1 protein-coding gene is annotated in these 1,548 nt (G+C 75.6%); it reads left to right on the forward strand.

From position 1 onward, the window contains the following. Positions 1-196: 196 nt before the first annotated feature. Complete coding sequence (locus ACFUJR_RS28590) at positions 197-1,117, forward strand: DUF2510 domain-containing protein (protein ID WP_383167619.1); 921 nt, start codon at positions 197-199, stop codon at positions 1,115-1,117. Positions 1,118-1,548: the final 431 nt, after the last annotated feature.

Here is a 1,548-nt window from a genome sequence, read left to right on the forward strand (position 1 = left end):
GGGGGTGGGGGGGTATGGTGGCGTCCTGTGTGAGGGGGGGTCGAAGGGATGGAAACAAAACGGGGGTGGGGGGGGCAGGTTCCGCCCCCTCCCCCCCCCCCGCCACGGCGTCCCTCGGTGTCCGGGCCGTGAGCGTGGCGCTGATCCCCCTGCTCCCGCCACCTCGCCCCGTCAGGCCGAGTCCTACGATGACCGGATGAGCATGATCACCCAGCCCGGCTGGTACCCCGACAGTTCGACACCCGGGCAGCTGCGCTGGTGGGACGGTACGGCCTGGACGGAGCACACCTCCCCAGCCGTGGACCCCGCCGCCGTGCCCCCGCAGTCGGCGCAGTCCCGGGCCGCGGTACCGCCCCCGCCCCCCGGTGCACCTGCCCCCGGGGGCGGTGGCATCGGCGGGCTCCGCCGGCGACCGGCCCTGTTGGCCGTCGTCGCGGCCGCCGTCGTCGCGGCCTGCGTCACGGGAGCGCTGCTGCTCGGAGGAGGCGACGGCGGTGGCGGCACTCCGCTGACCCTGCCGCCTCCGGCGCCGTCCCAGGGCTCCGGTGGGGAAGGCGGCGGGAAGACGGAACCGGACGACGGGAAGGCGGAACCGACGGAGCTGGCGGACCAGCTCAGCGGCATCAGCCTGCCGGTCCCGAGCGGCTGGGAAGAGGCTCACACGTCATTCGACGGGTCCCTCTGGATCAACACCAAGGGGCCGTTCACATGCCCCGGAGATCCCATCTTCTGCCGCCACGGCCGGGTCTCCTCGCGTCCCCTCCCGGCCGAGGGCGCGTCCACCCCCGAGGCCATGGCGCGCAGGGACATCGCGGAGGCGGCTTCCGCGCTCTACGGCACCAACGAGTTGGGGCTGGAGCCCTATGGCCGCATCACCTCGCACGAGGAGGTCAAGGCGGAGCCCGTCAGGGTCGCCGACCGCGACGGGTACCTGGTGCGCTGGCGGGTCGTCACAGGGGACGGGCCCGGTGGATGGGTCCAGTCCCTGGCCCTTCCCGCCACGACGGGCCCCGACTCCATGGTCGTCATCCGGTACGCGTTCGACGCGGGCCCCGACGGCCCCCCGCTCTCCCTGATGGAGGAGATCACCCGCGGCATCCGCACCCTGGACGGCTGAACCGCCGGACGGACACGTCGCCGGTGCGGCCGCGGCCCGCGGCCGGCGCAACCGGTGCCCCGACGTCCCGGCCGGCGGTCGGGGCTTCACGGAGACCGGCCAGGGCGGCAGCTGCCCGGGCCCCGTGCCCGCTCCCGCGCCCCCCGACTGGGCCCGCTCCCGCGCCGGAGCCCGCTCCCGCGCCGGGGCCCGTGCCGGGGCCCGCTCCCGCGCCCGCGCCTGAGCCCGCTCCCGCGCCTGAGCCAGTCCCCCCGACTGGGCCCGCTCCCGCGCCCGTGCCTGCCCGCGCCGTTTCGGCCTGCCGCGGCGGCTTGGTTCAGGCCCTGGTCCGGCCGACTAGGCCCAATGCCGGTGACTTAAATGTCCTGCGCTCGTTGGTTGTGGTGTGGCGAGGGTGGGGCAGGTCAGGGTGCCTGCGGGTGAGCGGTTGT

Origin of the sequence: Streptomyces sp. NPDC057271 (genome assembly GCF_042668715.1) — a bacterium.
Classification (GTDB): Bacteria; Actinomycetota; Actinomycetes; order Streptomycetales; family Streptomycetaceae; genus Streptomyces.